Origin of the sequence: Gluconobacter sp. (assembly GCF_047723935.1) — a bacterium.
Taxonomy (GTDB): Bacteria; Pseudomonadota; Alphaproteobacteria; order Acetobacterales; family Acetobacteraceae; genus Gluconobacter.
This window is the reverse complement of the sequence record NZ_JBDOBO010000092.1, coordinates 1-8,540: the sequence shown is the minus strand read 5'-3', so window position 1 is coordinate 8,540 and position 8,540 is coordinate 1. Positions and strand designations below refer to the sequence as shown.

Annotated in this window: 5 protein-coding genes; all 5 read left to right on the top strand. The window is 53.3% G+C overall.

Annotation, left to right across the window (positions count from 1 at the left end; translation table 11 throughout):
• Positions 1–163: 163 nt before the first annotated feature.
• The 5 genes from ABF979_RS15285 to ABF979_RS15265 all read left to right on the top strand — a co-directional run bounded on the left by ABF979_RS15285 (position 164) and on the right by ABF979_RS15265 (position 8,535).
• Positions 164–601, top strand: coding sequence for a hypothetical protein (locus ABF979_RS15285; RefSeq protein WP_415560604.1), 438 nt, complete (start codon positions 164–166; stop codon positions 599–601).
• Positions 602–658: 57 nt separating this feature from the next.
• Entirely contained in the window at positions 659–955 is a 297-nt protein-coding gene (locus ABF979_RS15280; RefSeq protein WP_415560603.1) for a hypothetical protein, read from the top strand.
• 1 nt (position 956) lies between these two features.
• On the top strand, positions 957–5,009 hold the full coding sequence (gene mobF, locus ABF979_RS15275; RefSeq protein ID WP_415560602.1) for a MobF family relaxase: 4,053 nt from the start codon (positions 957–959) through the stop codon (positions 5,007–5,009).
• Between the two features lie 864 nt (positions 5,010–5,873).
• Entirely contained in the window at positions 5,874–6,494 is a 621-nt protein-coding gene (locus tag ABF979_RS15270) for a hypothetical protein (protein ID WP_415560601.1), read from the top strand.
• 376 nt (positions 6,495–6,870) lie between these two features.
• A complete protein-coding gene (locus tag ABF979_RS15265; protein ID WP_415560600.1) occupies positions 6,871–8,535 on the top strand; it encodes a recombinase family protein in 1,665 nt (554 codons plus the stop codon).
• Positions 8,536–8,540 lie beyond the last annotated feature (5 nt).

Sequence of the window (8,540 nt, the reverse complement as noted above, 5' to 3'; positions counted from 1 at the left end):
ACTTTAATGTACCAGAAATTTTCTATGAAAAAGCAATTAACGAAACTTTTTATACTTCTCGCGCACAACGAATTTTTTTTATGAAGCACACTCTGTCAGCTTCAGTGATGTCGAAACCGACACTCACACCAGCGATGACGCTGAGCAGAAGGATATACTTCAAATGACCAAAATCAGCAAAGCAGACATGCGCCGCGCGATGGAAAACAGTCGTCAAAAGCTCAAAGGGCACACACTCTCAGAGATTTTGGACAGGAACTTTGCCGTCATTGAAGACATCATCGGTCAACGTGCTGACTGGGCCATTGTCAGCGACGCGCTGGCAGCTCTCGGGATCACAGACTCAGACGGTAATGCTTATGCTGAGACGACGATCAGACAAAATTGGTACAGGGTCCGTCAGAGACGCCAGAACGCAATAAAGCGAAACGCTGATACTCTCAAAGCGAACAAGACACCACGTCCCGATCCGCAGGCGCAGCAGGAGAGTCGGCCTGCAGAGCAAAAAAATTTCTCAGAAGATCATCCACAACATTCTGAAGATCTCAGCAAACCAAAATCGCTGTTCAATCAAAGAAAATCGATACTCAATAACAGATAAAATAAATCTCAAAATTTGGAAATCCCGCCACAAACTCAGACGCTACGGTGATCCATCATGAGTGCGAATTCTGACAAGGGGCACGTCGCGCAGGAAGATATTCTCGCGATCCTCAGTGTTATTCTTGAAACACTACGAATTCAGGACAAAAAACTTGAACTCCTTCTAAATGCTTTGAGCGCTCCCGAAAAAGACGAGCAACTCCTCCCGGACACGCTGCAATCTCTTACGACCGTTCTGAAAGCTTATGATGCAGCACTCGCTGCAAATAATCAGTTGATATCAGCGTTTCCGGAGGTCATGAGCCGCGCGATCAGTCAGGCGTTCGAAAACCACGTTGTGGATGGTTTCTGAAATGATGACGTATCGCACAGGCATCGCAGACCGGCCATCGGATGCTTCTTTTATGATTGCACATCTGAAAGAGCCGACTGTCTCAATCAGCGAGGCCTGTCAGGCTGCATATTATATAGGTGTCGATACAGGACAGGGCGCCACGATCAGCGAGACCGTGGCGCGCCTGGGTTCGACAGTCCATCCGCGCGTGCAGAAGGGACTGGGCCTACGACCAGGTCATCCCGTCACGGATCTTGAACTTGCGAATGTCATGAGCGGACGACGTGCGGATGGAAACCGTGTTCCAGGCAAGCAAATTCAGAAAACGACAGCCAGCATAGCTTCGGTGCTTGAACTGTCGCCAAGCAGTCTTCCTGACGCGCTCACATTAAAACGCATCTCTGGAGTTCTGCGAAAAAAAATCCCCAGAACGCAGAAAGCTCTTCTCCGACAACAGGCCGCGGCAAAGCGGTTGTTTGCACTGTACGGGCTTCCGTCCGATCAGAAGGCAGGACCGGATCTTCTGCGACGTTTTGGAGACGGTTTTGACTATAATGGCCTCTCCATAAACCGGGATCGGTTCTTAAAATCTTTAGGACACAAACATGAGTCAGTTGGTTATATCGATCTGACTTTTTCAGCCGATAAATCCCTTTCGGTTGCATGGGCGTTTGCAAGAACACCGGCGGAACGCGCCTGTCTCTTGCAGGCGCATCAGGATGCTGTGTCGCGTGTCATGCGTGATGTCGAGGTAACAATCGGACGCGCGCGGCGTGGCAAGGCGGGACGTGATGGGTATGACTATGGCGCCATCGCATGGTTCGGGTTCCTGCACTATACGGCGCGACCAACGGTTTATGTCCCTGAAAACGGTCAGGACAATAGCCTACAGACGCATCTGATGACGGTCCGAATACCCGGTGATCCTCAGTTACACACGCACTGCGTTATTCCGAACTTCGTTTTCACGAAATCAGGGCATGTCGGCGGTCTTGATCTTGCGCGTCTCCAGGGACGCGTCAAAGAGATCGGGGCGCTCTATCAGGCCTATGTCGCAGACAATCTTCGACAGAATGGTGCAGAAGTCGCCCTCAATCAGAAAACCGGAGCGGCTCAGCTGGTGCAAGTGCCAGAGGAAGTTCGCACAGCGTTTTCAAAAAGAACACGCCAGGGAGAGGATGCAGCCCAGGACTATGCCCGACAACAGAATGTCGACTGGTCCCGTCTTGATGCTGATCAGAAAATACGTTTCCTGAAGCACGGGACACAGGGAAACCCGCGACAACCCAAGACAGACGATCTGGCAGATCGGGATGCATGGCAGCAGACGATGACTCAACTGGGATGGACGGTTCCTGATTTTCTAACCGGACACGACACGGGGACATTACACGATCCAGCGTCCCGGCTTGACGCAGCTCACCGCCTGACCTGTGCGTTTCTTGAAGATCCTTTCCAAAAAAGCGCCGTTGTGGACGGATCAATTATTCGACTTTGTGCAGCACGCGCCTTGATTGATGTCGGCATCGACACCTCCGCAGACATCGATACGGTCGTTTCTATGGTCCGCGAGAACCCGGTCACGATCGACGGTATTCGGACTGAAGTTCTTTCCATAGTTAATGAAGACCGCCGAGAAGATCCGCGCCTGCGCATCACCACAAGACTTCACGCAGATCACGAGGATGAGGTTATCGATCGCGCCCGTACAGCCGCAAACAATCATTCTGGCGCTTTAAGCGAGGCTGAAATCGATCTCGCGATCGCTGCTGGTGGTCTTAATTTCCGGGGTAAGCATGGAAGAGATCAGCGCCAGGCCATGAGCACACTGGGCACCCAGGGGCGTCTGGCTGTACTCATTGGCGTTGCCGGCTCCGGAAAAACGACATTGCTCACCCCCCTTGTACATGCCTGGACGCAAAGCGGTCATACGGTTTGGGGAACGGCCGTAGCCTGGAGACAGGCCGACGATCTTATTGGTGCAGGTATCGCTCAGAACCGCCTTGTCGCGACCCATCCTCTTCTTTGTGGGATAAAGAACGGCAATATTCGACTGGATTCCCGATCAGTCCTGATTGTTGACGAACTGAGTCTGCTGAGTACGGTACAGCTTCTGGCGCTGCTCCGCGCCCAGGCTATGACGCGCTGCAGGCTGGTGATGATTGGGGATGCCCGACAATGCCAGTCCGTCGATGCAGGACCGACCGTTGGCCTGCTTCAGCGCGCATTGGGAAAAGAAAAAATCCCGGAATTACTCTCCAGTGTGCGACAGCAGACAGAGACTGAACGGGCCACAGCTCTGCTTTTTCGCCATGGCGGAGCATTGGAAGCACTGCGCCGAAAATTTGAAGATGGGTCTCTTCTCTTTGCGGACGGCGACGACCATCAGGTCGCTGAACACATCGCCGATCTCTGGCTGCAACGGCATATTGTCTTAAAAAAGGAGACACAAAACACACTGACAGTCAGCGCGCCAACGAACGCTGATGCCCGTACGATCGCTTCTGTAATCCGCGACCGGAGGCGCTCTATTGGCGAGCTCGACAAAGACCTTGTGATCCTCAAAGCGATGGATCAGCACGGGACGCCCTACGATCTCCCTTTGGCACGTGGCGACAGGGTTCGTCTTTTCAAGAGAACAAATGCAAAACGCGATGATGGTAAGCGCGGGATCATCGGCAATAATGGCAGTGTGCTGGAAGTGCTCGATTACAGATACGGCGGTCTCTATCTCAGAAACAGTCATGGCACTTGTGGCTGGGTCGACCTGGAAACTCTGGTAAGCCCGCAAGACGACCGGGTTCTTCTGGGATATGGCGATGTCCTGACAATCGATGCATCGCAGGGACTGACATCGACCGAACATATCCTGGCCATGCCACGGGGATCGGGACATCTTGACGCTCATCGCGCCTATGTAGGCGCGAGCCGACATCGCTTCAGGAACTGGATCGTGACGTCTGAGCGCGCTGAGCGACGAAATATCATGTCACAACACGGCATGGGGAGCAGGCAATCCATCGGCCGCGACGACATCCTGACAGCCATGGCCGATAATCTGGACCGACGCGACCAGAGGCTGTCCGCCCTTTCCTTACTGGAAGACGCCAGAACACTCCGCGCGGATACTTTAAAGAATTTTCATAAAACACTGCTTCAGGCCGAACGGCGCAATACCCCCTCCTCCCTTAAACTGCGGTTGAAACAGGCGCATCAGAAGCAGATCCTGCAGGGCAGTTCGTCTCTCAAGCCTGTAGTAGAACGCCTGAGGTTCCCCTTGCCTGAAATCGGCTTCCGATCAAAAGACATGACCGGAAATCTGAAAACATCCCTTCGAACACAGACCTACATCGCCATCGCAAAAAACAGTGCCTGGTTCGAGAAGTTACATCGACGTCGACGTAGACGCGAGGCTGTCGCCGAAGCGCTTCAACGAACCGGCCTGTCAGATAACCCTCAGTGGCATTGCATTGCCCGCGATGTCTCGCCTGAAGACCTCGATCTGACAGCGGATGCGGAATATCGTGCTCTTTTGTCACGCGGGAAAAAGGATGGAAACGGTCTCTGGATTGATGCCGATGCACTCCGATCGATTCAAAATAGACTTCTCAGACAAGGACGGGATGCAAGGCGCCTGAAACCCTGTGGTCTGAAATACGCGACAGCGCAGGTTGAGCGATTATTTGACCTGACAGCGCGTCATCTGGACAGACCAGGAGCAGACAATCCGGCAAGTTCCCTCGCCCTGCTTCTGTCTTCGCCTGCGCGCCAGCCGTTTAGCGCTGCGGCAACACTTGTTGCCGATCTTCAGGAGATGGGGATGACAATCTCCCGCGATCCGACATCCGTCGCCAATCGTATCTATCTTGACCAGAGGCATGTTGCACAGGCGCTCTCGAGATACGATGTAAAGACAGTAACAGCTGTTTGCGATCGACTTTTGCTGGTTCACGATTTCACAACGAGAAGAGCGCGCTCAACGCCAAGCCCAGCACTGAAAAGAGAAAATCGGAAGAATAGTCCGGCCATGAGGCGAGCGCGCAGGGAACAGAAAGACAGAGAGCGAGACTGAACAATGATCCGAAAACGACCAGGCCGCCCCCGTCACAAAGTTCCCGCGCCAATTCCTCCGCTTGAACTGCCGATGTCGTTGCCCGCAGAGAGCATGAATTTGAGACTGCAGGCCGTTCTTCTTGAAGCCGCATACGCGTTTGCTTCGGACCTCAAGGCAGGACCGGAAAAGAACCGGCAGGTCACGGAAGTCATCCCGCCTCGGACGAAGGTCAGAACATATTTTTATGGACGTCTGCGTCTCATGAAAATGCAGCGGGAGATGAATTTCCTGACCAAAACCCTGACTGATCCTGACCATCGTGTTTTTGGAGATTTTTGCTCACTCGCGCAAAAATCTCTTCCTGAGCTGAATTCATGCCTGAGTGCAGCAATGGCCAGACGAAAAACGGCAGCGCAATCCGGACCTCAGGACGACAGGAAACTGGCGGCTTTAGGAGAACATATCCGTCTGCAAGCACTGACATCGGCGATTAAAACGCTCAGCAGGAAGCTTGCCGTAGTAGATGAGGACCGACTTTTCGAGAACTATAATCTCTTCTGGCGTCCGCTTCTGCAAGACGCATGCGCGGTTATCGGATTTTCAGTTCACGTCGCAATTCGTCTTCGTCTTTTTCATCCTGAACAACCTCCCAGATGGGGAAGACTGGCATTTCTTTTCGATCTCAGTCGAGCTGTAGAACGTGGACACTTACCACCTGCTGCCCGGCTCATAGACGGATCTGCACCCGCTGCAAGACACGCTCAGGATGCATATGTTTGTATCCGAAATGGAAGAGCGGGTGCGCCTGAGACAAGTACCTGTCGAACCAGATTTATGCTTTTGAAACATCATTTCCACTCCGTTGGACATATTCTGGGAGCGATGAATATTCTGTCCTCAGCTGTCGAAGATCCATCAACAGGAGCAAGAGCCGACTGGCCAGAGACTAAGGAAGATCTGGGTTATCGCGACATTCGGGCCGGACACACGATCCTGCACCATACAGACTGGGACGACCTGACCACAGGCACCATTGCTCTGGCGTTAGCATTGCAAAACGAACTCACCGTCAAGCAACAAACGACACCATCCCCTGAACCTATCTTACGCCTGCGTGAACTCGTTCTCATCAAAAGCGATATCAAAGCTGCACAGCTTCGGAGAGGACACCGTTTTATGCCTAAGTATCGAAAAAAATGGCGTCCCATCAGTCCTTTGACGGGTATTGCGTTTGAGCCAGAGCCTCTTTTTGGTCCGAAAATCCCAGAAGATTTCGATTCTTCGACCTGGATCACTACCTCTGCTTTCTTTTGTCAGGCCTCCCCATCCTATCGTGAAAATGATCTTTTCCCAACATCGCTGGCTGCCATGGGGCAGCAGCAGACAGAAGAGGCCATTGATCATGATGCAGAGGAGGGGGCCACCTGCATAATAACTTTTTCCGAAGTGCCCGAGGTTTTTCTTGATATCTTCAGGAAATATATCCCTCCCAATCAAAAGTAAGGCAGCATCAAAAAAGGATACTGGAGCGCGCCTGATCAGCAACATTCGGACCTCACGCGCAACCATCCTTTTTTTTGTGACCTTGGATCACACCTGTAGACATTCATTAAAATTATTTAATATTTTAGCGACAACGAATTTTTTTCTCTCATACTGACGAGCGATGAATGAAGCACCGTTGTCGGAGCTTCATTATGTCCTTGTCATTTTCTTCAGAACCATCGCGCAAAACGCCTGAGCAGGATCATGAGCCCTCAGTCGCCCTGATTATTCTTGTCCGTTTTTTAGCCCGCGAAGCAGCCCGACAATGCTATGAAGATCCGGCTGCTCATTCTCTGACCAAGATCACGTCACCCTCAAAAAAGAAAAACCCGCCATGAAAGTTGCTCTTTATGCGCGTTACTCCTCGGACAACCAGCGGGATGCGTCCATTGAGGATCAACTCCGGGCCTGTCGCGGTTATGCGGACACACAGGGCTGGACGATCGTTGACAGTTACAGCGACCGGGCAATTTCTGGGGCTTCCTTGATCCGTCCTGGTATCCAGGAACTCATCGCAGATGCCAATTCGGGTCGCTTCCAGATCCTCCTGACAGAAGCCATGGATCGCCTGTCCCGCGATCAGGAAGATATCGCCGGTCTGTTCAAACGCATGAGCTTTGCAGGGATAAAGATCGTCACGCTCTCAGAGGGTGAGATCAATCACCTGCACATTGGCCTGACCGGCACGATGAATGCGCTCTATCTCAAGGAACTGGCCAACAAGACCCGTCGGGGTCTGCGTGGCCGCGTCGAACTGGGCAAATCCGGTGGCGGCCTGTGCTACGGGTATGATGTTGTCAAACAGCGCGACAGTCATGGCGAACCGATTTGCGGCGAGCGCAGCATTAATGACGAGCAGGCCCAGATCGTCCGCCGGATCTTTCGGGACTATGCTGACGGCAAATCCCCCAAATCCATCGCCCTGTCTCTGAATACCGAAGGCCGTCGCGGCCCTCTGTCCGGGGCCTGGAGTCCGTCAACGATCAATGGCAACCGCGAACGCGGCACCGGCATCCTCAACAACGAACTCTATATCGGCCGACTGGTCTGGAACCGCCTGCGCTACATCAAGGACCCGAGCACCGGGAAACGCGTCTCCCGCCTCAACCCTGAATCCGAATGGGTTCTTCAGGACGTGCCTGATCTGCGGATTATCGAGCAGGATCTCTGGGATGCGGTCAAAGCCCGCCAGAGCAAAACAACCTGGTCCCAGAAATCCCGCGGCACCGGCACCCATCCCCTCAACGCCCTGCAACGTCCGACACATCTTCTGACGGGCCTGATCAAATGCGGCTGTTGCAGCGGTGGGTTTTCGATGATCTCGAAACACCACCTCGGCTGCTCGACAGCCCGGAACAAGGGCACCTGTGAAAACCGCCTGACAATCCGAAGGGATGTTCTGGAAAAATCCGTTCTCAATGGTCTGCGGACCCAGATGATGGATCCCAAACTCTTTAGGGAATTCTGTGAGGCGTTCACCCGTGAGGTCAACCGTCTGCGCATGGAGAACGGGGCGGATCTGGTCGCTCTGAAATCCGAACTTCCTAAAATCGAGCGCGAACTCGACAAGGCCGTGCAAGCGATCCTCGACGGCTTTGCCAGCCCTGCTCTCAAGACACGCATGGAGCAACTCGAAGATCGCAAAGCGGAGATTGAGGGACGACTGGCCGACGCGCCTTCCCCGCCGCCTCTGCTGCATCCCAACATGGCGGAGCTCTATCGCCAGAAAATCGCGTCTCTTCACGACAGCCTCCAGAACGAAGCTACCGGGGCGCAGGCGGTAGAAGCGATCCGTTCTCTGATCACGCGGATCAGACTCATTCCTGAGAGCGGAGAACTAGCGATTTTCCTTGAGGGTGATCTGGCTGCAATGCTGGGCTTTGCGTCGAACAGAAAAAGCGCCGAGCGTCACCCGGACGCTGGCGTTCTTGATCGGTTCTTAGTGCAGGATTCAGTGGTTGCGGGGGCAGGATTTGAACCTGCGGCCTTCAGGTTATGAGCCTG

What these genes read in the sequence shown, in the direction of transcription:
- ABF979_RS15285 (WP_415560604.1), top strand. Translation starts at nt 164, where the DNA reads ATGACCAAAATCAGCAAAGCAGACATGCGCCGCGCGATGGAAAACAGT.
- ABF979_RS15280 (WP_415560603.1), top strand. Translation starts at nt 659, where the DNA reads ATGAGTGCGAATTCTGACAAGGGGCACGTCGCGCAGGAAGATATTCTC.
- mobF (WP_415560602.1), top strand. Translation starts at nt 957, where the DNA reads ATGATGACGTATCGCACAGGCATCGCAGACCGGCCATCGGATGCTTCT.
- ABF979_RS15270 (WP_415560601.1), top strand. Translation starts at nt 5,874, where the DNA reads ATGAATATTCTGTCCTCAGCTGTCGAAGATCCATCAACAGGAGCAAGA.
- ABF979_RS15265 (WP_415560600.1), top strand. Translation starts at nt 6,871, where the DNA reads ATGAAAGTTGCTCTTTATGCGCGTTACTCCTCGGACAACCAGCGGGAT.